23 protein-coding genes are annotated in these 24,104 nt (G+C 55.0%); 13 read left to right on the forward strand and 10 right to left on the reverse strand.

Annotated features, from left to right (window positions below; genetic code table 11):
* Positions 1 to 80 precede the first annotated feature (80 nt).
* From ACP6EK_RS07615 to ACP6EK_RS07660, 10 genes are all read left to right on the forward strand, one after another.
* Entirely contained in the window at positions 81 to 848 is a 768-nt protein-coding gene (locus ACP6EK_RS07615) for a GntR family transcriptional regulator (protein ID WP_438314877.1), read from the forward strand.
* A 14-nt stretch (positions 849 to 862) separates the two neighbouring features.
* A complete protein-coding gene (locus tag ACP6EK_RS07620; RefSeq protein ID WP_438314880.1) occupies positions 863 to 1,852 on the forward strand; it encodes an ROK family protein in 990 nt (329 codons plus the stop codon).
* A complete protein-coding gene (locus ACP6EK_RS07625) occupies positions 1,849 to 3,003 on the forward strand; it encodes a Gfo/Idh/MocA family protein (RefSeq protein WP_438314883.1) in 1,155 nt (384 codons plus the stop codon). The genes ACP6EK_RS07620 and ACP6EK_RS07625 overlap by 4 nt, the downstream gene beginning before the upstream one ends.
* Before the next feature lie 11 nt (positions 3,004 to 3,014).
* On the forward strand, positions 3,015 to 3,923 hold the full coding sequence (locus ACP6EK_RS07630; protein WP_438314887.1) for a sugar phosphate isomerase/epimerase family protein: 909 nt from the start codon (positions 3,015 to 3,017) through the stop codon (positions 3,921 to 3,923).
* A 148-nt stretch (positions 3,924 to 4,071) separates the two neighbouring features.
* Positions 4,072 to 4,668 carry a nucleotide exchange factor GrpE gene (locus tag ACP6EK_RS07635; RefSeq protein ID WP_438314890.1) on the forward strand — a complete coding sequence of 199 codons (597 nt, stop codon included), beginning with the start codon at positions 4,072 to 4,074 and terminating at the stop codon, positions 4,666 to 4,668.
* Positions 4,669 to 4,684: 16 nt separating this feature from the next.
* Positions 4,685 to 6,598: a molecular chaperone DnaK gene (gene dnaK, locus ACP6EK_RS07640; protein WP_438314893.1), complete on the forward strand. Its 1,914-nt coding sequence runs from the start codon at positions 4,685 to 4,687 to the stop codon at positions 6,596 to 6,598.
* A 71-nt stretch (positions 6,599 to 6,669) separates the two neighbouring features.
* Positions 6,670 to 7,836: a molecular chaperone DnaJ gene (gene dnaJ / locus ACP6EK_RS07645; RefSeq protein WP_438314896.1), complete on the forward strand. Its 1,167-nt coding sequence runs from the start codon at positions 6,670 to 6,672 to the stop codon at positions 7,834 to 7,836.
* A gap of 5 nt (positions 7,837 to 7,841) precedes the next feature.
* The gene (locus ACP6EK_RS07650) at positions 7,842 to 8,618 is read left to right on the forward strand and encodes an RsmE family RNA methyltransferase (RefSeq protein ID WP_438314899.1); all 777 of its coding nucleotides are present in this window, start codon (positions 7,842 to 7,844) and stop codon (positions 8,616 to 8,618) included.
* Entirely contained in the window at positions 8,566 to 9,834 is a 1,269-nt protein-coding gene (gene mtaB, locus ACP6EK_RS07655) for a tRNA (N(6)-L-threonylcarbamoyladenosine(37)-C(2))-methylthiotransferase MtaB (protein WP_438314901.1), read from the forward strand. The genes ACP6EK_RS07650 and mtaB overlap by 53 nt, the downstream gene beginning before the upstream one ends.
* Positions 9,831 to 10,376, forward strand: coding sequence for a thermonuclease family protein (locus ACP6EK_RS07660; RefSeq protein WP_438314904.1), 546 nt, complete (start codon positions 9,831 to 9,833; stop codon positions 10,374 to 10,376). The genes mtaB and ACP6EK_RS07660 overlap by 4 nt, the downstream gene beginning before the upstream one ends.
* Here the strand turns inward: ACP6EK_RS07660 and ACP6EK_RS07665 are convergent.
* The 7 genes from ACP6EK_RS07665 to ACP6EK_RS07695 are packed head-to-tail and all read right to left on the reverse strand — an operon-like array spanning position 10,366 to position 18,489.
* Positions 10,366 to 11,670 (reverse strand): sn-glycerol-1-phosphate dehydrogenase, encoded by a 1,305-nt coding sequence (locus tag ACP6EK_RS07665; RefSeq protein WP_438314907.1) that lies wholly within the window; start codon positions 11,668 to 11,670, stop codon positions 10,366 to 10,368. The two genes, ACP6EK_RS07660 and ACP6EK_RS07665, sit on opposite strands and share 11 nt — an antisense overlap.
* A gap of 5 nt (positions 11,671 to 11,675) precedes the next feature.
* Entirely contained in the window at positions 11,676 to 12,458 is a 783-nt protein-coding gene (locus ACP6EK_RS07670) for an HAD-IIA family hydrolase (protein ID WP_438314910.1), read from the reverse strand.
* A 12-nt stretch (positions 12,459 to 12,470) separates the two neighbouring features.
* Positions 12,471 to 13,598 (reverse strand): hypothetical protein, encoded by a 1,128-nt coding sequence (locus ACP6EK_RS07675; protein ID WP_438314912.1) that lies wholly within the window; start codon positions 13,596 to 13,598, stop codon positions 12,471 to 12,473.
* A 15-nt stretch (positions 13,599 to 13,613) separates the two neighbouring features.
* Positions 13,614 to 15,746: a hypothetical protein gene (locus tag ACP6EK_RS07680; protein WP_438314914.1), complete on the reverse strand. Its 2,133-nt coding sequence runs from the start codon at positions 15,744 to 15,746 to the stop codon at positions 13,614 to 13,616.
* Position 15,747: 1 nt separating this feature from the next.
* Positions 15,748 to 16,881, reverse strand: a complete 1,134-nt coding sequence (locus ACP6EK_RS07685) for a M14 family zinc carboxypeptidase (RefSeq protein WP_438314917.1) — start codon at positions 16,879 to 16,881, stop codon at positions 15,748 to 15,750.
* Positions 16,881 to 17,660 carry a hypothetical protein gene (locus tag ACP6EK_RS07690; protein WP_438314920.1) on the reverse strand — a complete coding sequence of 260 codons (780 nt, stop codon included), beginning with the start codon at positions 17,658 to 17,660 and terminating at the stop codon, positions 16,881 to 16,883. The genes ACP6EK_RS07685 and ACP6EK_RS07690 overlap by 1 nt, the downstream gene beginning before the upstream one ends.
* Entirely contained in the window at positions 17,626 to 18,489 is an 864-nt protein-coding gene (locus ACP6EK_RS07695; RefSeq protein ID WP_438314922.1) for a hypothetical protein, read from the reverse strand. Before ACP6EK_RS07695 ends, ACP6EK_RS07690 begins: the two co-directional genes overlap by 35 nt.
* A gap of 56 nt (positions 18,490 to 18,545) precedes the next feature.
* On the opposite strand from ACP6EK_RS07695, the gene ACP6EK_RS07700 reads away from it, so the two are divergent.
* Positions 18,546 to 19,685: an HD-GYP domain-containing protein gene (locus tag ACP6EK_RS07700; RefSeq protein WP_438314925.1), complete on the forward strand. Its 1,140-nt coding sequence runs from the start codon at positions 18,546 to 18,548 to the stop codon at positions 19,683 to 19,685.
* Positions 19,663 to 20,790: an HD-GYP domain-containing protein gene (locus tag ACP6EK_RS07705; protein ID WP_438314928.1), complete on the forward strand. Its 1,128-nt coding sequence runs from the start codon at positions 19,663 to 19,665 to the stop codon at positions 20,788 to 20,790. The genes ACP6EK_RS07700 and ACP6EK_RS07705 overlap by 23 nt, the downstream gene beginning before the upstream one ends.
* Here the strand turns inward: ACP6EK_RS07705 and ACP6EK_RS07710 are convergent.
* Positions 20,780 to 21,631 (reverse strand): SPL family radical SAM protein, encoded by an 852-nt coding sequence (locus ACP6EK_RS07710; RefSeq protein ID WP_438314930.1) that lies wholly within the window; start codon positions 21,629 to 21,631, stop codon positions 20,780 to 20,782. The two genes, ACP6EK_RS07705 and ACP6EK_RS07710, sit on opposite strands and share 11 nt — an antisense overlap.
* 26 nt (positions 21,632 to 21,657) lie before the next feature.
* On the opposite strand from ACP6EK_RS07710, the gene ACP6EK_RS07715 reads away from it, so the two are divergent.
* On the forward strand, positions 21,658 to 22,182 hold the full coding sequence (locus ACP6EK_RS07715) for a flavin reductase family protein (protein WP_438314933.1): 525 nt from the start codon (positions 21,658 to 21,660) through the stop codon (positions 22,180 to 22,182).
* Between the two features lie 6 nt (positions 22,183 to 22,188).
* Here the strand turns inward: ACP6EK_RS07715 and ACP6EK_RS07720 are convergent, their stop codons facing one another.
* Together ACP6EK_RS07720 and ACP6EK_RS07725 are read right to left on the reverse strand one after the other, a co-directional pair.
* The gene (locus ACP6EK_RS07720; RefSeq protein ID WP_438314936.1) at positions 22,189 to 22,929 is read right to left on the reverse strand and encodes a slipin family protein; all 741 of its coding nucleotides are present in this window, start codon (positions 22,927 to 22,929) and stop codon (positions 22,189 to 22,191) included.
* A 2-nt stretch (positions 22,930 to 22,931) separates the two neighbouring features.
* Positions 22,932 to 24,068, reverse strand: coding sequence for an NfeD family protein (locus ACP6EK_RS07725; protein WP_438314939.1), 1,137 nt, complete (start codon positions 24,066 to 24,068; stop codon positions 22,932 to 22,934).
* Positions 24,069 to 24,104 lie beyond the last annotated feature (36 nt).

Below are 24,104 nucleotides of genomic sequence, written 5' to 3' on the forward strand. Positions count from 1 at the left end.
GAGTACGGTATACTTAGAAGGCGTACTCCTCCCTTCCTCCCGGGAGGGGAAAGAATCCTGAACAACAGGAGGGTGGAGCAATGCCTGAGATTCTTGAAGAGAGCGGTATTCCACTGTACCAGCAGCTGAAGAATATCCTCAAAGGTCAGATTCTCAGCGGGGTACTCAAGCCGGGGGATCGGATTCCTCCAGAGACCGAGTTGTGCGCGAAGTACGGGGTGAGCCGGATCACGGTTCGACAGGCCATTCACAGCCTTGTGGAAGAGGGATTTCTCTATCGGAAACAGGGGAAAGGAACCTTCGTCACCTCTCCGAAACTTCGTCGAAGGCTGCCGAAGCTCTATAGTTTCACCGAGGACATGCTTGAGCTTGGTCTTCAGCCGAGTTCCCGGGTGCTTTCCTGCGAGGTGGTTACTGCGGATGACAAAGTACGGGAAATCCTCCGGCTTCCTGCACAGGAGGAAAAGGTGAACCGGATTGTCCGGGTTCGCTGTGCCAACAACGAGCCAATTCTCCTTGAAACCACTGTTATTCCTCTGTATCTCTGTCCGGGGCTTATCGAGGAAGATCTCGAGCGGGGGTCGCTCTATGCAGTGCTTCGGGAAAAGTACGGTCTTCTCCTTGACCACGCCTATGAAACCTACGAAGTTGGGAAAGTGAGAAAGGAGGAAGCGCAACACCTTGAGTGTCGCGTCGGCCTTCCAGCGTTCATTATTGAGCGGGTGACGTACCTCCGGAATGAGGTCCCTGTGGAATGGACGAAATCCGTGGCCCGGGGAGACCGCCTCCGCTTTACGGTCCTTCTTGTTGCCGATCAGGCTCAGATTCGCCGCCAGGTTGAAGTGTAGGAGGTTGGGAGACGATGGTCGCCAAGGCGCTGTTTCTGGGAATTGACCTCGGGGGAACAAATACCAAAATCGCCCTTGTGGACAAGGACGGCGTGGTACTCGAGCGAAGTGTCATCCCCACGAGGGCCATGCGAAGCGCACAGGAAGTCCTTGATGACATTGCCCAGGAAGCACTCCAGCTTCGCCAGAGGTTCGAAGCCCGGGGGTTCAAGGTCTGGGCGGCGGGAATCGGCATACCGGGGCTCATCGACTGGAAAACCGGGGTGGGGATTCTTCTGCCGAACTTCCCTGGAAAGTGGCACGGTGTTCCGGTGAAGGAGTGGCTGGAGAAACGCCTTGGGCTTCCCGTGGCAGTGATTAACGATGTCCGGGCAATTACCCTGGCGGAAAAGCGATTTGGTGCAGGGAAAACCGTCAACAGCATGGTCATGGTGGCCATTGGTACCGGCATCGGTGGGGGGGTCATCATCGACGGAGAGCTCTACATCGGAAAAGACGGGAGCGCCGGGGAGTTCGGCCATATCACGGTGGAGCCCAATGGCGTGCGCTGTGGGTGCGGTAACCGGGGGTGTCTTGAAGCGTACGCTTCAGGCCCAGCCATGGTGGCTCAGGCCTTGCGCGCTCTGGTGCAGCAGAATGACACCCTGATTCGGGACCTCGTTGCCGATGACCTCACCCGGGTCACGCCAAAGGTCATTGCTGAGGCAGCGCAGAAGGGAGACAGCGTGGCTCTGGAAATCATCGAACGGAGTGGGGCGTACATTGGACAGGCGCTCTCCTGTATTTGCGTGGTGGTGAACCCGGAAATGATCGTCATCGGTGGGGGTGTTGCCCAGGCAGGGGAACTCCTTTTTGAGAGTATCCGCAAAGGCCTCCGGGAACGGCTTTTCATGGTTCCGGTTGACACCATTCAATTCGTTCCCGCACAGCTTGGTCTTGACGCAGGGGTTATTGGGACGGCGACCTGGGCAAAGGAACGCCTGGAAAAGGGGGTTATAGGGTGAGAAGGACGCTGAAGGTTGGGGTTATTGGTACTGGGTTCATCGGTCCCGCCCATATCGAAGCAGCGCGACGGACCTTCCTTGCTGAGGTTGTGGCGCTTGCTGATATCAATGAAGATGTCGCTCGTTGTAAGGCAAACGATCTTGCGGTCGAACTCGCTTTTGGAGATTACCGGGAATTGCTCCGGCAAGACCATATCGAGGTCGTGCACATCTGCACACCCAATCACCTGCATTACACCATGGTGAAGGAGGCCCTCCTTGCTGGGAAACACGTGGTCTGTGAAAAGCCTCTGGCGATGAACCGAAGAGAGGCCGAGGAGCTCGTGGAGCTTGCCGAAAAATTCGGAAGGGTTCACGCGGTGCACTTTAACGTCCGGTTTTACCCCCTGGTACGGGAGGCCCGTGTCTTGGTAAGTCAAGGAAAGGTTGGGAAAATTTTCGCCATCCACGGTTCGTACCTCCAGGACTGGCTCTTTTACGAAACGGACTACAACTGGCGTCTAGAGCCCGAGCTCAGTGGACCCTCAAGGGCAGTGGCGGATATCGGCTCCCACTGGCTGGACCTTGTGGAGTACATCTCGGGACAGCAAGTGGTGGAGGTTTTCGCTGATTTTGCCACCTTCCACAAAACCCGAAAAAAACCTCTGAAGCCTGTAGAGACATACGCTGGGAAGATTTTGAAGCCCGAAGATTACGAAACCGTCCCCATCACTACCGAGGATTACGCCAGCGTGCTTCTGCATTTTGACGGTGGTGCCCATGGGGTGATGACCGTGAACCAGGTAGCGGCCGGAAGGAAGAACAGAATCACCTACGAGATTGACGGATCTCTCTGTGCGCTCTTTTGGGATTCGGAGCGACCGAACGAGCTGTGGATTGGGAGAAGGGACAAGGCCAACGAGCTTCTCATGAAGGACCCGTCTTTAGTGAGTGAAACCACGCGCCAGATCATCTCTTTCCCCGGGGGGCACAACGAGGGTTTTCCGGATACCTCGAAACACCTCTTCCGGGAGGTATACTCTGCAATTCTTGAGGCCCGGCCAAGAGAGGACTGGACCTTCCCCACCTTTGTGGATGGGTTGCGGGAGGTCGTCCTGTGTGAAGCGATCCTCGAGAGCGCCAGAAAAAGCGCGTGGGTTCAGGTACGGTAGGAGGGAAGGCTATGAAACTGGGGTTTATGACCGCGTGTTTGCCTGAGATGAGCCTTGAAGAACTCGTTGCGTGGGCCAGCCAAAACGGCTTTCACATGCTTGAGGTGGCCTGTTGGCCGAAGGTTTATGAAAAGCGGAGGTATGCCGGAACCCAGCACATCGATGTCGCTAGTCTCACCGAAGAGGAGGCTGCCCGGATTCGGGAGCTCTTTGCCTCCCACGGGCTTGCCATTTCTTCGCTTGGGTACTACCCCAATAACCTCGATCCCAACCTCGAGAATCGCCGCTTCTCCCATGAGCACCTCAAGAAGGTCATCAAGGCGGCGCAGATGCTTGGGGTGCCGGTGGTGGGGACCTTCGTGGGTCGGGATCCGAAGATGAACGTGGAAGAGGCCCTTGAGGAATTCCGCAAGGTCTTCCCCGATCTTGTGAAGTTCGCCGAGGACCATGGGGTGAAACTCGCCATCGAGAACTGCCCCATGCTGTACACCTTGGACCGCTGGCCCGGAGGGACGAATCTCGCCACCACCCCCTATATCTGGGAACGGATGTTTGAGGCCATTCCCTCTCCCTACTTTGGGTTGAACCTTGACCCCTCCCACCTCATCTGGCAGCAGATTGACTACGTCCGGGTGGTGTACGACTTCAAGGAGAGAATCTTCCACGTCCATGCCAAGGACACGAAAATCCTCTGGGACAAACTGTACGAAGTGGGGATTTTCGGTTTTGGCTGGTACGTGGACAAGGTAGCCGGAACAGGAGACATCGACTGGTCTGCCTTCTTGACGGCACTCCACGAGGTCGGGTATGACTACGTGGTGAGCATCGAGCACGAAGATCGGAGTTTCGAGAAGGACACCGAGAGCAAGCTCCGGGGGATTCTCCTGGCAAAGAAGCTCCTTGAACCCTATATCGTGTGACGGTAAAGGTTTCCTGAGGACTAACCCTCCCCATGAGGGGAGGGTTTTTGTGTCTGGGGGAAGAAATTTTTTGACCTTACTTGACAAATGAAGAGTTGCTCGATAAACTGTGAATAGTCGAAGAAGGTAAAGGAAAGGAGGTGGCAACATGGAGAACAAGGAGGAACTTTTGCATGACGAAACGAGCCATGAGCAATCCATCCCACTCCAGGAAACCGGGGAAGCATCACTGCAAGAAGAAATCGCAAAGCTCAGAGCAGCCCTTGAGGAGGAAAAGCAGAAAGCCCTTGAGAAAGAGCAGCTGGCCAATGAGTACCTGAATGACCTCAAACGCGTAAAGGCTGATTTCGATAACTTCAGGAAACGAGAAATGCTCTACAGGCAGCAGTTTGTGAGGACCGCCAATCGAGATTTGATTCTGAAACTCCTTCCCGTTCTCGATGACCTTGAAAAGGCCCTTGCCGAGGGACAGAAAAATGACGTTCACGAGGCGTTCCTCCAGGGCGTGGAGTTCATTTACCGAAAGTTCCTGGGGATTCTTGAGAAGGAGGGTGTTCGACCCATAGAGACCAGGGGTCAGAAGTTTGACCCCAAGTACCATGAGGCGATGATGACGGTTTCCCTCCCTGACCGGGAGGATTTTGAAATTGTCGAAGAGATACGAAAAGGGTATCTCTATCACGACGAGGTCCTGCGCCCAGCGCAGGTCAAGGTGAACCGCATCTTACAGGACAGAATGGCCTGAAAGGAGGTTGAGGGAAATGCCCAGAGTCATTGGGATAGACCTTGGAACAACAAACTCGGTGGTCGCTTACCTTGAAGGTGGCCAGCCGGTCGTCATTCCCAATAAGGAAGGATCTCGTTTGACTCCGTCAGTTGTGGCATTCACTAAACAAGGTGAGATCCTGGTGGGGCAGCTGGCCAAACGGCAAGCGATCACGAATCCCAAAAACACCATTTTCTCTATCAAGCGGCTTATGGGTCGCCGTTACGACGACCCTGAAGTGGAAAAAGCCCGCCGTGTGCTCCCCTACGAGATTGTCCCCGGGAAACACGGTGAGGCCTGTGTCAAAGTGGGGGATCGAATCTACACTCCTCCGGAAATCTCGGCAATGATTCTCCGTAAACTCAAAGAGGACGCCGAGGAGTACCTAGGGGAGAAAATCCAGGAGGCTGTTATCACCGTTCCAGCCTACTTTAACGATAGCCAGAGACAGGCGACCAAAGACGCAGGAAAAATCGCAGGACTCGATGTCAAACGCATCATTAACGAACCCACTGCAGCAGCCCTGGCGTATGGCCTTGGGAAGGGGAAGGAAGAAATCATCGCGGTGTACGACCTTGGAGGCGGAACGTTCGATATTTCCATCCTTGAAATTGGCGACGGAGTCTTTGAGGTCAAGGCAACCGCTGGGGATACATTCCTGGGTGGTGATGATTTCGACCGCCGACTCATGGACTATATCATCGAGGAATTCCGCAAAGACACGGGGATTGACCTCCGGGGCGACCAGATGGCGCTTCAGCGTCTGAAGGAAGCTGCGGAGAAGGCAAAGTGCGAGCTCTCTACGGCACTGCAGACAGAGATCAATCTGCCCTTCATCACTGCTGATGCCACCGGTCCAAAACACCTGGTCATGACCATTACCCGGGCAAAGCTCGAGCAGCTGACCATTGACCTCATTGAGCGAACCATTGGACCCTGCGAACAGGCCATGCGTGACGCCGGTCTCAAACCCGAAGACATCGACGCGGTGATTCTTGTCGGTGGCATGACCCGGATGCCGAAAGTCCAGGAAATCGTGGAGAAAATCTTTAAGAAGGAGCCTCGCCGGGGTGTCAATCCTGACGAGGTTGTCGCCATGGGTGCAGCCATCCAGGCTGGTGTCCTCAAGGGAGAAGTGAAGGACGTTCTTCTCCTTGACGTCACGCCTCTCTCCCTGGGTATTGAGACCCTTGGTGGTGTCTTTACGAAAATCATCGAGCGAAACACCACCATTCCGGTTTCGCGGAGCCAAATCTTCACCACCGCTGCAGATAACCAAACAACGGTGGAAATTCACGTTCTCCAGGGCGAACGGCCCATGGCGAAGGACAACTTCTCTCTTGGCCGGTTCCAGCTCACTGGGATTCCTCCGGCTCCACGGGGTGTACCACAGATTGAGGTGAAATTCGACATCGATGCCGATGGTATTCTCCATGTCTCGGCCAAGGATCTTGCGACGGGCAAAGAGCAGGCCATCACCATTAAAGCATCAAGTGGCCTCACCAAGGAGGAGATTGAGCGGATGATCCGGGAAGCCGAACTCTATGCCGAAGAGGACCGTCGCAAGAGGGAAGAAGCAGAGCTCCGGAACCAGGCGGATAACCTCATCTACACGGTGGAAAAGACGCTCCGCGAATCAGGCGATCGGCTCTCAGGGAGTACAAGGTCTCGTGTCGAAAGTGCACTGAACGCTCTGAAGGAGTCCCTGAAAGGCACCGATGTCGCAGACATTCGCCGGAAGATGGACGATCTCCAGTCGGCCTCGCACGTCATGGCTCAGGAGCTCTACCAGAAAGCAGCCCAGGGCGGGTCTTCAAGTGGCTACTCCTCGGGGGGTAGCGCTACCGGGAACACTCGGGATAACGTCGTGGACGCAGATTACCGGGTTGTGGATGATGAAGGAAAGTGATGGAAAGAAAGCCCATATCCTGGAGGATATGGGCTTTCTTTTTTTGCAGGAGGCGCTAAGGTGGGTGGGCAATGAAACGGGATTACTACGAGATTCTTGGGGTTGACCGGAACGCGACCCAGGAAGAGATTAAAAAGGCATACCGTCGCCTGGCTCGTCAGTATCACCCCGACGTAAACCCCGGGGACAAGGAGGCGGCTGAGCGGTTCAAGGAGATTAACGAAGCCTACCAGGTTCTCTCCGACCCCGAGAAACGGGCTTTGTACGATCGTTTTGGACACAGTGCTTTCGGAGGCGAGGCACAAGCAGGGTATGGTGATTTTGGGCCCGATTTTGAGGTTTTCCGGGAGTTCGCGGGTTTTGGGGATATCTTCGATTTCTTTTTCGGATCCGGAACGCAAACCCGGCGGAGGGAACGGGCGGCGCGGCCTGTTCGGGGTGAGGATGTCACGGTTGAGATTACGCTGGAATTTGAGGAGGCCGCGTTCGGTACCGAAAAGGAGATATCCTTCCGGCGTCTGGAGGAGTGCCCTGATTGCCGGGGGATAGGGGGAAGAAGAAAGATTTCCTGTGGTAGTTGTCACGGTACAGGAGAAATACGCCATACCCAGACCTCTTTCTTTGGTTCCATCATTACGTCTCGTCCATGCCCGTACTGTCAGGGCAGGGGCTGGGTGGTGGAAGAGGCCTGCGCCACCTGTCGGGGTCGAGGGAAAGTCCAGAGGGAACGAAGGATGAAGATCAGGGTTCCCCCTGGAGTGGACACAGGGTATCGCCTGCGGATCTCGGGAGAGGGAGGAGCAGGTGAGCATGGAGGTCCTCCAGGAGATCTCTATGTCCTCGTAAAGGTGAAACCACATCGATTTCTGGAACGGAGGGGACAGGATCTCTACTATGACCTTGTCGTCACTTACACTCAACTTGTCCTTGGGGACGAAGTTGAGGTTCCTACCTTGCAAGGAAGCGAAAGGATCCGCATTCCTCCCGGGACGGAGAGCGGAACGCTTTTGCGCCTTCGCGGGAAGGGTCTTCCTGATCCCCGGACGGGAACCCGGGGAGACCAGATTCTGCGGGTACGACTTTATGTCCCCCGGGGGGTCAGTGGGGAGCACCGAAAACTCCTGGAACGGCTCCTCGAGATCGAGCGTGGTAGTGTTCAGGAGGGGAGCTCTGGGGAGAACCGGAAGGGAGGGTTTTTTGACCGTCTGCGGGAGGCCTTCATCCACCCTGAGGAGTGACACCCATGGGTCGTTTTCTCTTCCATCCGACGCCCCAAATTGGGGAAGTTCTCGTGCTTTCTCCTGAGGAAACCCACCATCTCCAGGTACAGCGAGTTCCCCTCCGAGCGTCTGTCCTCATTGGTGATGGCAAGGGAGGACTGTATCGGGGGGTACTGCTCGAGAGAAAAGACAAGCATGCTCTGGTGCTCGTTGAAGAGAAGGTGGAGGACGCAGTTCCCTCTTTTTTCCTCTCCGTCTGGCAAGGTTTTCTCAGAAGCCCAGCGCGGATGGACTGGATGATAGAGAAACTCGTCGAAATAGGGGTCACGGAGATTGGGTTTTTCCCGGCGGAACGCTCTGTAAAAGAGCGGGTTTCGAAGGACCGCATGGCGAGATGGGAGAAAATCGTCGTGAGTGCCTGCAAACAGTCCGGGAGAACCTGGTTCCCCGCAGTACGGGTTTTTGAGTCGTGGGAGGACTTCCTTGTTGGTCTTTCCGGGAAAAGGCAGCGGGTATTCCTTGCCGATGCTTCTTGCAGGGAGCAATTTCTTGAAGTTCTGCAAAGAGAAGAGGTGGGAGGTTCGGCAGCACTTATTGTCGGTCCTGAGGGGGATTTCTCCGAAAGGGAAAAGGAGGCGCTCTCTAAGATGGGGATACACCCGGTGTCTCTGGGAAGGAGGATTCTCCGCAGCGAAACCGCGGCGCTTTTTGGGGCATCGCTTCTTGTGGCCTTTATGGAGGGCAACCATGCGAGTAAGTGTGAAAACCCTTGGGTGCAAGGTGAACCAGGCAGAAAGTGACCTCCTGCTCTCGGCTTTTTGCGGAGCGGGCCTTGAGGTGGTTGACTTCGAAGAAGTTGCGGATTGCTATGTTATCAACAGCTGTGCGGTGACTGGGGAAGCAGAGCGCAAAACCCGGCAGTACATTCGTCGGGCTCTACGGAGGAATCCAGAAGCTCTGGTGCTCCTTGTCGGTTGCTGTGCCAAGGCCTGGCAACGTCGTGGATACAGGCCTCCTGAAGAAAGGGTGATTTTCCTCGTCTCGGACCAGAAAGAAAAGGAGGTTTGCCGGTTCTTCGCTGAACACTTAGGTATCACCCTTTCTCTCCCTCCCTTTCCTCTTCCTTCTCGGTCCCGGGCTTGGGTGAAAGTTGAGGATGGATGTGACCACTTTTGCAGCTTCTGTCTTGTGCCCTATCTCCGGGAGGGGGTGAAAAGCAGAAGTCCTGAAGATATCCTGCGGGAGGTTCAGTACCTTGAAGCACAGGGGGTTCAGGAGGTGGTTCTCTGTGGAACGAACCTTGGGTACTTCGGCAGGGACCTGCAATCCGTAACGCTCATTGACCTTCTGGAGCTCCTTGTGCAGAATACCAGGAACATTCGCTTTCGGCTGAGCTCCCTTGAACCCTACCTCCTCTCAAGGGATTTCCTTCGCAGGTTCTTTGCCCTGGGAACGAGAATTTGCCCTCATTTGCATTTGCCACTCCAGAGTGGAAGCGATAGGATACTGGCGAAGATGTCTCGCGGGTATTCCTCCAGAGAATACGAGGCACTGGTGACGACCGCAAGGGCATTTTGTCCCCATGTGGCCATCACCACCGATGTCATCGTGGGGTTCCCGGGAGAGGAGGAGGAGGATTTCGAAGCAACCGTGCGTTTCTGTCAGACCTTGGGCTTTTCGAGAATGCACGTTTTCACCTTCTCTCCTCGATCCGGTACCGCAGCTTTCGAATGGGAGAAGAGGGAGGGCATTCCTAAGCTTGAAAAGGAAAAGAGGGTGCGACGCCTTATCGAGGTGGGGAGAGAACTTTCCCGGCGCTACCACCAGTCCTTCGTGGGTAGAAGGCTTGAAGTCCTTGTGGAATCTTGCGAAAATGGTGCAGGAGTAGGTCACTCGGAGAATTACATTGTCGTGCGGGTGGAGAATCTCCAGGAGACGTGGACAGGGAAGATTCTCCCGGTTCTTGTGGAGGGTGCTGATGACACCGGTGCCTGGGGGAGGGTGGCGACGGAGTGAAAAACGTGTTTTTTGGAGTTTTAGGCGTGGTGCTGATGGCTTTTCTTGTCTTCCCCTTTGGGGCCTTTGGGGAGGGAGAGCTCCCTGAAATTCGGGTTGTGAAGTGTGTCCGTCCAAACCTTGTCGTTGCCGAAATTCTGGAAAAGGGGGAATTCAAGAGGATTCGGGTGAAGCTTGCTGGTGTTTCATCTCCCCTTGAGAATCCCGAGATATACCGTCTGGCTCTTTCCCGTCTGCGGGAACTGGTGGAAGGACAGAAGGTGCGTTTTGACTTTGCTCTGGGACATACTCTGGAAGAACACCCCTGGGTAGGGTACCTTTACGTGCAGCAGGATCCGGAAGAAGAACCCTGCATCGTCAATGCCGTACTCCTCTGTGAAGGTCTTGTGACTCTCGACGAGAAGACTGCAGGGAGAAACCTCCTTGGGTATCTCCTGAGCATGCAAGAGAAAGCCAAGGAGGCAGAACTCGGTCTGTGGAAGAAAGTCCCCAGAGGGTCCAAAAAGGAAACCGACGAATGTCCTTCCTGCGTCATCCGCTGAGGGTGGTATCAAGGAATTCTTGAAGGACTCCAAGGTGATCCAGGAGGTCAAGGAGCGTCACCCGATCGCGCAGAAATCGGGCAAAAAGACAGGCCTCACGGACCATTACAGGAGAAAACCCCAGGGCCTCGAAGCTCGTGGGGATACCTGCCCGCTCGAGAAGGCGGAGAGGATTCAGAAGGGCGATTTTCTCCTTCACAGCCTGCTTGAGGGTGGAAAAGTCAATTTCCGGCCACAAAATGTTGAGCTTTTTCTGAGCCGGCTTTTCGATAAAGGGAAAGAGGGGACCGAAGTGGACTTTCAACGTTTCCTGGTCCACGGTGGCTTTAAGCCTTCCTCTCTGGGGGAGTTCTTCGGCGAGGAAGCGCTGGAAGAGGTTCCACACGGTACAGGTTGCCGCTCCCACCCGTAGACCATGGAAAGAGGGGTGAATGCCTCTGTGGAGGGCCATCATTTCGAGGTGATGGGCGATGAGATGCTCTCCTCCTGAGGCAGGACGGGAATCCCCGATCATCTCCATGCTGAGCCCAGACTGGATGAGGGCCTGCGTGAGTACAGTGATGGCCTGCTCATCCCGTTGTTGTATACCTTCGGCGTGAGCACTCAGAGCTTTCAGGAAGGAAGTAGTGTGTTCCCAGAGGGCGTCGCAGAAATCCTCGCCGAAGAGTACCCGGCGGATGGTCCAGTCGGCGTTGGCGGTGATTTTTCCGACGAGGTCTGCAAAACCAGCCTGGATGAGTGAAAGGGGAGCAGAGCAGAGGACTTCTATGTCGGCAAAGAGCACCACCGGAGGTGTGGCGTCATAGGTCACCTTGTACCCCCCAACAAGCATCGGTGCTCCAGGAGACACGTATCCATCCATGGATGGAGCGGTGGCAACAGCCACATAGGGAAGACCCGCTCTGTGGGCGACGAACTTCGTCAGATCGTTGATCACTCCTGATCCTACGGCCACGAGGAAATCCGGCCGATGGAAGAGGAACTCTCCAACCTGGCTTCTGGCTTCTTCATCCGGCTCAAGGAAAGGAAAGTGTTCCTGCTTTTTGAGAAGGCCAGGAATGACGGCAAAGCCATTCCGGGAAAGGAGGCTACACACCTCTTTTCCCGCGGCTTCGTAAGTTGCATCATCAAAGAGCACTAGGGCCTTTCCACAAAAGCCGAGTTCTCTGAGGACTCCAGGCATACGGGCGAGAATGCCCTTGCCCACGAGAATCCTCTTCGTCCGAATCCTGTGGGTTTTGCCACAGGAACAAGGGAAAGCTGTTCCGAGGAGAGCAAAGGGGTCTTTTCCCACCTTCCTCACTCCCTGATGGCCTGAGCCAATTCTTCAAGGGAAGCGAATACAAAGTCTGGCTGCCATGGAGAGGACCTGAGGTCCTCACGACGGGTTTCCCCGGTGAGCAGGAGAATGGTGGTGATGCCGGCTTGCTGCCCCATGGCGATGTCGGTGTACAGCCGGTCTCCAAGGATGGCGACTTCACCTTTGCTCGCCCCTGTGCGCCAGAGGGCGTATTCCACCATTTCCGGGTAAGGCTTCCCAAAGTACCGGGGGGTTCTTCCGGTTGCAGCTTTTATGGCCTCTACAATGGATCCAGCGTCAATCAGCGGCTCGCTTTCCGTGGGGCAGTTACGGTCGGGATGGGTAGCAAAGAACGGGATGCCCTTTCGGAGGAAAATGCAGGCTTTTGCCAGTCTGGAGTATGTGAGCGTTGTGTCAAAGCAGAGAACCAGGATATCCGGGTTCTCCTGAACCAGGATGAATCCAGCCCGCAGGAAGTCTATGCTCACTTCCCGGGGGGCAAGGAGGAACACCCTGGAGCCGGGATGGTTCCTTTTCAGGTAGAAGATGCAGGCATCGGTGGAGGTGATGATGTGCTCTTCGGTGCAATCCCGAAGGCCTAGCCTCTGGAGTTTCCAGACGTAGAAAGTGGCCCGGTGGGAGGAATTGTTAGTGAGGAAGTACAGGTTTTTCCCCTGCTTCTTGAGAGTTTCAGCGAAATCTAAAGCTCCGGGAAGCAGACGGTTACCAAGGTAAAACGTTCCGTCCATATCGGAGAGAAAAACCCTGATGTTCTGGAGCATTCCCTTTCACCTCTACTTGAGGAGTTCTGGATACCGGAAAGCCAAATCCTCGGTAATCCGGATACTGAGATTTTTCATTTCCACGCCGTACTGTGCGGTGAGAAACTCCATGTAATCCTCGTTCTTCAGGAGGTTTTCTAAGAAGGCGGGACGCCCATGGAGGTACTGGTACGTGAGGGCACGGAGAACCTCAGGCGTCAAGCGCAGAGGGTGGTCTAAGGAGGCTTTCTCAATGGCGTATTCCCAGAGTTCTTGGGCATAGCTTTGTGGATGCTGTGTGATGTACTGTGCAAAGTACTCCTGAATTTCTCCTCGGAGTTTTTCATAGGTTTCACCTTTTTCGTGTTCCTCACGCAGGTAGGTCATGATTTTTTCAAAGATCTCCGCGTTTTCGGCAACGATTTTCCCCATCTCCTGGGGTTCGAGCTTGTACCAGGGGTATCTCTCGAGGTACTTCCAGATCACAATCTTCCGTTCCGAAGGAGAAGGAGCGGGAGCTTCTTTGAGGACTTTTTCGGCAAAGTAGAGCTTAAAGTGGAGGCTCTGGAAAAGTTTCCCTAACTCTCCCATCATACGCTGCGAGAAGTCCAGGCGGAGTATTTCACAAAGCAGGTCCTGTCGCTTCCGGGGAAGTGCCTGACCTTCCCGTTCGGGTGCTGCGAGGAGAGGAGAAATTTGCCCTGCCCCTGCGTAGCGGGCAAGAACGGGGTCAAGCCTTTTGGCGAAGCGCTCGTGGTTGACCACTCGAAGGTTTGCTTCTACTTCGCCCACGAAGGCGACACTGCCATCGTAGGGGTTTCCGGTGATGGTGTCCTTCCGCCAGAGCGGGACCCGGAAAGAGAAAACAATGTCTCCCCGGAGAGGCAGGACCTCCTCGACCACTCCGAAAGGAGGGGGCTGGACGAAGAGGCGAACCGGAACATTCTTGGTGTTCTCCACAACCCGTATTCTAAAAGGAAGCGCGCTGGGTCCAAAGAGCACCCCTTCCCGCACCCACACCTCCCGCACAATAGCCACACTCTCTGGGGGAAGAGTGTGCCAGGAGGCGAAAAAGATGCAAAAGCCTAGAACGCAGAGGAGAAACAGCAGGAAACCAAGAACCCAGGTCCCGAGAATGCCCAAAATCCTTTTGCCGCTCATCCCCGTTCCCTCGCCTTACAAGAGATTCTGGCGTTTCTGGAGGTATCGCAGATAGTACAGGTACGATACCCGCTCAAGGGACGTTCGAACTTCAAGGAGGTCGACACCAATACTCTGGAAAAGTCGACTCTCGCTTTTGAGGTACTGCAAGGCTTCTCCTTCGAAGCCTCTTCGGTAAGCCTCGTCCTTGAGGTCTTCCAGGAGCTTACCCATGGCAATTTCATTGATGGCCATCACAAGGAGCGTCTGGTAGAGACCAGGGTAATCTGCAAGCTCAAGAACGTTAGGGTTGCGTACAAAGTCTCGGACGCGGAGAGGGTTGGCGATGAGGTCGTCGTGCTCACTCTGCATCTTCTCGCGGATGAGCGCCATTTCGTGCTCAACAAAAGCCTGCCATTCCGGGTTGTTTTCCATGTGCGGGTGGCGCCGCAACCATTCAAGGCCAAGAAGGTACATGTCGTACACCGACCCTACTCGGTACGTATCAAGGGGTGAGGGGTAGAGGAAACGGCGAATCCATTCCCGAAAGGTTTGGCTTTGGGAAATCTCCACAAGCTTCGCCCGTGCCGTTTCGTATTCTTCCTCAAAGAAGGCCTGGCGGTACTTTTCCCGTACTCTGTCGGCGTAAGCCAAAAGAAAGCTTTCCAGGTCCCGTGAGAGCCGTTCCTTCCCTCTCCCGTCAAAGTCATACTGTTTCCACCTTTCGGGGTCAGCAATCTGGAATTTGAAGGAAAAGTGGAGCACTACAAAGTCATTCCCGTATCCTTCCTTGAAGAATGCCATGCTTTTTTCCCAAAGGTACCGGAGTGTTCCCAGCATACCTCCCTGAGGAGCAGGCTCAACCTCTCGCAAAAGCAACAGCGCATCGACGGACTGGGGGCGACGTGTTCCCCGGTGCGCGAATGCGAACGGTCTTGGGGTGGTAAGGAGGAGTTTTTTCGACCCCAGGGACACACCCCGTTCGACGATGTCAAGCCGTTCACCGAGAAATCCTTGCCATCCGATTTTTAGGCTTCGCACGATGAGGAAGTCTTCCCGGTCCACGAGATGGACGCTGAAAAGAAGAAAGCTCACACCAACGAGCAAAAAGCTCACAAGCACGGTCTGAACGGGTGTCGGGAAGAGGTGGAACTCTCTGGGGGATTCGAAAAGCTTTAGGGTTCTTCGCGCCCTGGAAATCAGGGCATGGCGGGTTTCCCGGTAATACTCTAAGAGAGCTTCAAGCACTTCTTCCTCCACCTTTCCCCGCATCCTGGAGCACAGGGTTTGCTCAAGAGCCTGGAGTGTTTCGAAAAGGGCAACAGAGGACGAGGGGAGTTCCTGGACAAGGCGCTGTAGCTGCGAGGCGAAACTCTGGTACAGGGGAGAGGAGAAGAACTCTTCGAGGGCTTCATTCCGCCGAATCCGGCATATCCGGTGGGAGAATTGTCCCTCGAGGAGGAATTCGAGTTCTCTGCAGAGAGAAGTAATTTGCTGGGTTTCCTTGAAGGGGAGGGGATAGGTGCTCAGGGCAGAAAGTATGCTCTTTGCCGTCTCCTCGTCGTTGTTCTCAAGAGCGCGGAGCAGGGCGAGGAGGGCTTCTTTTTGGGGGCCCTGCGCCCGGGCGATGAACTTCTTGAGGTCTTTCTCGAACTCCGCCTTCTGGGGGGCCCCAAGGTGCAAAGGAAGCTCAAGAAAGGCAAAGGCCTTTCTTTTGGCAAAGATGGTATCCCCCACAAGGAGTTTGTGGTACACCCCGTAGAGGAGGGGAGCGATAATGAGAACGACCCGAGCATACGGATTCAGGTAATCTCCGGCCAGCATGAAGAGCGCATCCACTGCCTGGAATATAAAGCCGATGTTCCATATGGCATAGGAGAGAAGGATGCAGAGCACCAGAGTAAGCAAATCCCTGCCCAGAGCGCTCTCGTACTCTCTCCGCCACTGGGTAAAAAGCCGTCGTTCGTATTCGAGGACTCGCTTCCTTGTTGATGCATCGGGACTGGCACTGTCCACGCAGTAGAGGAGAAAGGGCTTTGCGGGGCTTCTCCAAAAAGCCCAAAGCCTCTGGTAGTGCTTTTTCAGAGAGCTCTTTAAACCTACAACGATTTTCTCTTCAGAATTGAGGGGGTGGGGAATCTCAACGAGAAAGGCTCGTTCCAGATGCATTTCAGAAACGTTCTCCTTTCACTTCAACTCGCAGCGTTCCCTCAACAAAAGCGAGGCCCTGGAGGATTCTCAGTTCTTTGCGCTGAGCGAAGGTCTCAATGGTTCGTCCCGTGCATCCGGTGTGGTACTGGTAGAAATCCGGTGCAAGGGCAATCCCTGCCTTTTGGAAGATGGGACCGATGAGATAGACGCCCTCGAAGACGGGAAGATCCCGTTCTATGAAGAAAGGGATTTCCCGAAAAGCGGCTTCAAAGGCATCCTGGAAAATGGGCAACCCGCACTTCCGGATGAAATTCCGTATGGCCAGTGTCTTCTGCACTGAAGGATAGTGCATCAACACCTCGCCCCGGTATTTTGGGGGAAAGAAGGGGAAGCGACTCCTCAGAAAGTATTCCACCTTCTCGCAGAAGGTGAGATGGTACCGGAGACGGGCTATGCGCTCGTACTCTTCAGGAGACAGACGCTCGTGGAGGAAGATCATGATGCCGGCGTTCTTGTACACATATTCACTCTCTAAGGTTACAGTCTCATGGAGGCTGGAGTACACCCGGATATTTCCCGGCTGGGACAGGAGATACTGCTGGAGTGCCTGGATACGCCGTCCACGGGTTGTCGCCGTCTTTCTTCCAAAAGCCGCATTGGCATCCTCCCAGCCGAAGAAGTTCCGGATATGGTTCATGCTGACCACCACAGGGGTACGAACCTCCTCACCGCTGCGGTCCACGTACGCCCGGGTTTCTTTGTGCCACCCATCCGGGTCTATGACGGGCAAAAAGATACAGTACGCCTTTTCCAGGAGGGTTTCCCACTCGCTACCTCCTTGGCAGAGGGCGAGAAAGGCAAGGAACAGGGTCAGGGAGTGGATTTTTTCTCCCCCATGACACGTGGCTTCAAAGACCAGGGTGTTCCCCCGTGCTTCGGGATTGCCGATTTCGAGAACAGGAATTCTCCTCCCCCCAGCGGTGCGGAATTCATTCCCCGTTGCGTCAGGAAGGAAGAGGAAACGCCCTGGAACAGGGCTCCTGCTCAGGTGTTCAAGGGCGAGGGTCTCCATCACCTCCAGGAAGTCTTCGTAACCTCTCTCGAGGAGCCCAAGATGGGTTCCCAGAAGGGCAGGATCAACGAGAACCGACATCACTGCGAATCGCTCCATGGAGCAAGGGGTACAGGAGGGCGGAGGAACCTTGTCCACTCGCTCTTTTCCGTCGCCTGGGTTGCCGGCCAGAAGAAATCTTTAAGGAATCCAAGGCCAAGCCGTGCGGCAAGGCGAAAGGCCTGCACAAAACCCTCACCGTTTCTGTCCTCTCGGACCACGTCGTTGAGCAAGCGAAGTGCGTGGTTTTCGACAACTCGAAGCGTCATATCCTCAAAGGCGTTTTCCAGACCCCAGGACACCTGCTGGTAGTGCCGGGAAATCTCGAGGAAGTTTCGGTCTTCAAAGTACGGGTCTCCGATGATCATGTCCCAGGCCATTGGCTGGAACCCCGGAATGCCATGCATGATGAAGAGGATAGGGAAAAGGCGGTGGAGAATGCCGTAAAAGCCCCGGAAACGGAAACGACCATAGTGGTAAAAAAGGTCCCGGTGTCTCTGTATTTCAAGAAGGAGGGCGTCATCTTTCCGGAGGGTGTCGAAGAACACGTTTTTCAGGTACTCCTGCACTTCCCTGGCGGATTTTCGGGGAGTGATGGCGTACCCGTTCGAAATTTCTTCAACGGCCAGGAACTCCGGAGGCAGGTGTGTCAGGAAACTTTCTTGTTCTTTCTCCTCGACGTGGAGGATGATCTCTGTTTTCTCGCCCCGAAAAGCCCGGATGTACTGGGCAAATCGCTCTTCCGCGAAGAAGGGGTGTCTTGGGGAGAAAAGCGTGTACCCGCTCTTATTGAAGAGCTTGTAAAGCTCGATTTTGGGCATAACGTTCCTCCACTGCTTCCAGGGTAAAAGAAAGGTCCCGCACAGGGACACAGAGGAAAGGCGTGAAGACCTCAGGGATAAGGAGGAGATCTCCGAGGAAGAAACGTTTGACCTTGGTCCAGGAGGTGTGCGGGATGCGCTTGAGGAGATAGCTCTTGTCCTTTTCGCGTCTTTTGAGGTTCTCGTACGCCTTGCGAATTTCTCCAAAGACGGGTTCTGTCTTTTCCTTTGCTCTCAGGAAGCTCATGATTTTCTCGAGGTACGCAGGATCCCCAGGGGAGAGGGTAAGGAAAAAGTCCAGCACTTCAGAAAGGGCTTTGTGCCGCTTGGAGTCCTGACCCTGGGTGATTGTCTGGAGCCGACACTGGGCAAGGCGAAGGAAACGCCTTCGCCTTGCCCAGTTATCGATACCCGTGAGCGCAAGATAGGGCTGGCGGAACCAGATGAACCACCAGGTGTTCACACTGAAGAGTCCGATGATATAGGCTACAAGGCAAAGGGAGAACATGAACCGGTAGTTCCTCGCAATCTTCTCGTAGAAAGAAAGGGAATACAGGAATTCGTCAATCATTCTCTCGAGAGAACAGAGAACGCTCTCCATCTCTCCTTCACTCAAGGGCAGAGACGAAGGAGGAGCATATACCTCCCACTGGAGTACAAAAGGAAATTTCCCCCGGACCTTTCGTGCAAGCTCCACAACATCGCAGGGCGGGGAGGCAACCCATGCCCCTTCTTCATACCATCCTGAAAGCTTTGCAGGGAGGATATAGAGTGGGATGTTTACCGCTTCGAGATGCTCTCGCCAGTTCACCAAGGTCTCTTTTGCCACGCTCCTTTTGACAGTATAATAGACAAAAACACACCGAAAGGCAACGGGAGAGGACAATGATTCGTATCGCTACAAGCCGCCTGAAGCCGGGCATGATCGTTGGTTATCCTCTTGTTCGGGACGATGGAGTGGTCCTCCTGAAAGAAGGAGTTCGTCTGAACGACCGCCTTATCCGGAAGATTAGAGAACTGGGGTTTGAGTACATCTACGTCCGGGATCCCCATTTTGCTGATGTTGACCTTGAGGAGGTCATTTCCTACGATATCCGCCGTCAGGCTCTTGTGACCCTTAACGAGTCCTTTTACCAGATCGTTCGGGGGAAAGAGGCCGCGGTGGAACCCCTCAAGAGGCTCGTCGATGAGATTATTGATGAGGTGCTGAGCACCAAAAAATCGGTGGTGAGCCTTATTCAGCTGCGGCAGCACGATGATGCGGTCTTCTCCCATTCTGTGAATGTGGCCGCTTTGAGCGTGTTCATCGGGAAATTCCTACGGCTTTCCCGCCAGCAGCTTCGGGTACTCGCTCTGGGGAGCCTCATGCATGATCTTGGGAAGATTCGCGTGCCTCTTGAGGTCCTGAATAAACCAGAGAGTCTTTCTGAAGAAGAGTGGGGTCTCATCAGGAAACACCCGCTCTGGTCTGCGGAGCTTATGTCTGAGTGGGTGTCGGAGGAAGCAGAGAGTGTCTGCATCGCCCTCCAGCACCACGAGCGCCTTGACGGCAGCGGATACCCCTATGGGCTCTCAGGAGAAGACATCCATTTCCTCTCCCGTATCTGCGCCTGTGCCGATGTGTACGATGCCCTGACGGTGGACCGACCGTACCGAAAGCGTTTCTCCTACGCGGAGGCCCTGGAGTACCTCATGGGGAATGCCTCACGACTCTTCGACCTCCAGGTGGTCACCACCATGGTGCGTCACATCGCTCCCTATCCCGTAGGGGAGACCGTTCGTCTCACAACCGGGGAGATTGCCGTGGTGGTTCGTCTGAACGAGGGTCTCCCGATTCGCCCTGTGGTTCGGGTCATCCGTGACCCGAATGGCCAGCCCCTTGAGAAACCCAGGGACCTCGACCTCATGAAAGAACTCACTGTGGCCATTGTGGGGACGGCAGAGGTCACCTGGGAGGTGCCCCAGAAGAGGTCTTTTGTTTTCTTCGGCGGTGGTACGGGCCATGATTCGGGTTCCGGTGAGTGAGCTGAAGCCTGGAATGAAGGTCGCGTATCCAGTGCTCCGGGAAGACGGCTCTGTTCTCCTTAACAGAGGCGTGGTGCTCACTGAAGCCTATATTCAGAAACTCCGAGAACTTGGTTTCCAGTCGATTTTTGTGGAACACGAACTCTTTGAGGATATTGCGGTAAGCGAACCGCTGCGCGTTGAGACCAGGAAACGGGTACAGAGGATACTCCATGATACCGTGAGACGCCTCAGACGTGGGGGGGGAGTTTCATACCATGAAGTTCTTCAGGTGCTTGAGGAGGTTCTTGATGAGATCCTCACCAACCCCACCACCGTTTTCTACCTCGTCCAGATGCAGAGCCGCAATGACCTCATCTTCCATCACTCGGTAAACGTGGCTGTTCTGAGCCTCCTTGTGGGGAAATGCCTAAACCTCTCCCGTCTGCAGCTTCGAAAACTTGGACTTGGTGCTCTTCTCCATGACCTTGGGAAAGTTCGTCTCCCCGAAGACCTTCTGGTGAAAGAACGAAACCTCACTGAGGAAGAACGGAATCTCGTTCGTATGCATCCTGTCTGGAGTAAGGAGATGATCCAGAGAAACCCGGAGTACGACTTTCTCGCCTCAGTTATCGCCCTCCAGCACCACGAGCGCCTTGACGGCAGCGGATACCCCTATGGGCTCTCAGGAGAAGACATCCATTTCCTCTCCCGTATCTGCGCCTGTGCCGATGTGTACGATGCCCTGACGGTGGACCGACCGTACCGAAAGCGTTTCTCCTACGCGGAGGCCCTGGAGTACCTCATGGGGAATGCCTCACGACTCTTCGACCTCCAGGTGGTCACCACCATGGTGCGTCACATCGCTCCCTATCCCGTAGGGGAGACCGTTCGTCTCACAACCGGGGAGATTGCCGTGGTGGTTCGTCTGAACGAGGGTCTCCCGATTCGCCCTGTGGTTCGGGTCATCCGTGACCCGAATGGCCAGCCCCTTGAGAAACCCAGGGACCTCGACCTCATGAAAGAACTCACTGTGGCCATTGTGGGGACGGCAGAGGAAAATTTCGAGAGCTTTTACACGAAAGAGGACATTGCCTCCTTCGACATTGAACACCTCATTGACTGAGCAGAGCACTTCCATCACAGGTGAGGTCGTTGAGCTCGGGGAAACCCTCTCGGCAGGTAGAGAAGGGGAGATTGTGAGCATGGACGATTTCCCGGAGCTCTTCCAGAAGAGCGTGCCGCACCTTTTGTTCAAGGTACAGACTCCGTCCTTTTCTCTCGGAGAAGAGAGGCAGAAAGTGTCGTGTTTCCGGGAAGGAGGCAGCAATCCTTTCCCCTGTATCCCACCGGAGCTTCAGGGTGGAGGCAACAACCTGCCTGATGTACGGAGCAAGCCGCGCAAGCATGGTATGCCATTCTTCCTGAGTGTCGTTGATGCCGGGAATAATGGGATCCAGGCGAAGGATTGTGGGGATACCGGCTTCCGCCAAGGTCTGAAGAGCGCGGGCGCGGTCCTGCGGGGGAGGGGCACCGGGCTCAAGAAGCCGGGCTTTTTGGCTGTCCAGGGTTGTGATGGTGATGCTTACTGCGGCCTGCATCGTCCGCAAAAGATCGGCGTCCCGTACCACCAGGGGAGATTTGGTCAGAATCAGCACGGGTACACCTTCCCTCTGGCAAAGCTTGAGAATCGCCCTTGTGAGTTCCCGATCTGCTTCCACCGGGGGGTAGGGGTCAGAAGAGTTCGCAAGGGAGAGATAGAGGGTTTTTTCGCGTTCTTTCAGGTCCCTTTCCAAAAGGTGCAGGAAGGGAGGCTTTTCTCGGACCTCAAAGGCCCGGGGGATAAAGGAGGAGATGTAGCAGTAGAGGCACCGATGGGTACATCCGGTGTAGGGGTTCAAAGTATACTTTGGAGGGCAAGTACAGAGCTCTCCCTGCCAGGGATCAAAGAGGCGGAGCACTCGCATAGCGCTTCGCAATGGAGGTGAGACCTGTGCGTTTTGACAGATGTTCCTGGGAGGAACTGTGTTCTCTGGCGTTCCAGGCCCTTGGAACCACAGGGGGGTTGCTCCTTGTGACCCAGGGGAAGGAACACGCAGCGACGAACGTTATGACCATCGGGTGGGTGTCCTTTGGGATAGTTTGGGGGCGACCAGTCGCCTGCATTCTGGTTCGTCCTTCCCGGTTCACCCATGTTCTCCTTGAGGAAATCCCTCTTTTTACCATCAACGTTCCTCCTGCAAAGCTCCAGAAGGCCGTTGAAGAGTGTGGGAGATACTCGGGACGGGCGATGAACAAGTTCACCCACTGTGCGCTTACCCCTGTGTACCTTGGAGGGTTCCCCGTTCCCTCCGTCGCCGAGTGTGTTGCCACCCTTCAGTGTACTGTTGTCGAGAAGACGCGGGTTGAACCTTCAACGCTTGTACCCCCTATCCAGGAGACCTACTATCCTCAGGGGGATTACCATACCATCTACTTTGGTGAGATTCAAGCCTCTTGGAAAAGGGCTGAGCCTTAGGACAGCTTATGCTCTTTTCTTGAAGATTTCAAGGAGCTCGATGGGAAGCGGAAAGACAATGGTTGTGGCGTTCTCTGCAGAGATATCACTCAGGGTCTGAAGGTATCGGAGCTGCAAGGCGATGGGGTTTTCTGCGATGATACGGGCAGCCTGGGAGAGTTTTTCGGCTGCCTGGAACTCGCCTTCAGCGTTGATGATTTTGGCCCTGCGTTCCCGCTCGGTTTCTGCCTGCCGAGCCATGGCCCTTTTGAGTTCTTCAGGGAGGGTCACTTCTTTGATCTCTACCGCCGAAACCTTGATCCCCCAGGGGTCGGTTTTTTCGTCAATGATTCGTTGCAGGGACTCGTTGATTTTGTCACGATGGATGAGAAGCTCATCGAGCTCTGACTGTCCGACAACACTACGAAGGGTGGTCTGGGAAATCAGCGATGTGGCCGTAATGTAGTTTTCTACCTTGGTCACTGCGTCTTCAGGATTCATGACGCGAAAGTACACTACTGCGTCCACCGTGACCGGGACGTTATCCCGAGTGATGAGTTCTTGTTTGGGAACGTCCATGGTGACCACCCGGAGGTCCACCTTCACCAGCTGGTCGATGAAGGGGATAATGAAAAAGAGTCCCGGACCTTTTGCTCCCACAAGACGCCCCAGACGAAAGATGACTCCACGCTCGTATTCCCGAACTACCCGGATGGACGCAAGGAAGAAAATGAGCGCAATAACGATGATGGTGCCCAACACAACCATGTCTATCCCTCCTTCTTCTCTACAAGGAGCATCGCTCCTTCTTTCCCCAGAATGACCACTCTCTCCCCCTTTCGAACCGGGGTTTTTGCCCTTGCCCACCACAGCTCTCCGTCGACCACGATGAACCCCTCGGGGACAAGGTCCTCCCGAGCGATGCCCGTCTTCCCGATGATGGATGCTACACCCGTTGTCACCCTTTGCTTGTGGGCGCGCAGGGCCATAAAGAGGGCGAAGACGAAGAACGCTGTCACGCTTCCGGTGACGGCGAAGATGAGCCCGAGGGGAATACGGATGCCTTCCTGAGGGCTGAAAACCATGAGCGAACCGAGGAGCAGGGAAACTATCCCTCCTGCGGTGAGGACACCGATGCCCGGGGTGACGAAAAGGTCCAGGGCGAGAAAGAGAAAACCGAGGAGCAGGAGAACGATTCCGCTCCAGTTGGTGGGCAGAAGTGAAAACGCGTACAGTGAAAGCAAAAGGAGAATGCTTCCAAAGACTCCAGGGACAACGGCGCCGGGGTTGGAGAGCTCAAAAATAAGCCCAAGGATTCCCAGCACCAGAAAGATGTACGCCAGATTCGGGTTGACAAGAAGCTGGAGGAATTTTTCCTTCCCCGACATCTCCACCCAAAAGACAGGGACTCCCCCCATATGGAGAGCCTCAAGAACCTCTTCAACAGACGCAAAGACTCCATCGACGACCTGCTGAGTGTATGCCTCTTGCTCGGTGAGCGAGAGGCTTTCCCGAACCATTTTCTCCGCAATTTCGGGGTTTCGGTTTCGACTTTCAGCCAGGGAGCGGGCAAAGGAAGCCATATCGTTGACGATTTTCTCGCCCACCTTCTCCCCCTCAATGGTCACCGGGTGAGCCGCTCCGATGGTGGTGTTTGGGCTCATGAAAGCGCGATGGGCAGCAAGGACGATGAAACTTCCTGCAGAGGCAGCTCGTGCCCCCTGGGGATGGACGTACACCACAACTGGCACTGAGGACTGGAGGATTCTCCGCACAATGTTCCGCATGGACTCTTCGAGGCCTCCGGGGGTGTCGAGGAGGAAGAGCACTGCCTGTGCCTTTTCAGAGAGGGCACGGTCAAGAACACGCTCGACAAAATCTTCAAGAACCGGAGTAATGATCCCCACAATTCTCCCTCCAAGAACCTTCTCCTGGGCCCCCAA

The sequence above is a fragment of the Candidatus Caldatribacterium sp. SIUC1 genome (genome assembly GCF_051549785.1).
Classification (GTDB): domain Bacteria; phylum Atribacterota; class Atribacteria; order Atribacterales; family Caldatribacteriaceae; genus Caldatribacterium.